This window comes from Acinetobacter sp. 24-47-62, from assembly GCF_056779765.1.
On sequence record NZ_JBWYIN010000044.1, the window covers coordinates 1 to 312 of the forward strand.

Annotated in this window: 1 protein-coding gene; it reads left to right on the top strand. The window is 39.7% G+C overall.

Translation table 11 applies throughout. From position 1 onward, the window contains the following. Window positions 1-62: 62 nt before the first annotated feature. Window positions 63-312 (top strand): dioxygenase (locus AC1M87_RS14810; RefSeq protein ID WP_481594125.1); only part of this gene is annotated, 250 nt, incomplete at its 3' end.

The window sequence follows — 312 nt, forward strand, 5'->3', positions numbered from 1 at the left end:
AGCGAGCTCAAACACATTAGAAGTCAGCCACCACACAGCAAGCATACTTAAGGAGAAATAGTATGAACCGCGAACAAATTAATGCTTTAGTTAAAAAGATGAACGTTGATACTGCAACAGGTCCTGTTGATGAACGTGTTCAGCAAATCGTTGTACGTTTAGTATCTGACTTATTCCAAGCGATTGAAGATTTAGATTTAAGCCAATCTGAAGTTTGGAAGGGTCTTGAGTACTTTACTGATGCTGGTCAAGCAAACGAATTAGGTCTTTTGGCTGCTGGTTTAGGTCTTGAGCATTTCCTTGATTTACGTG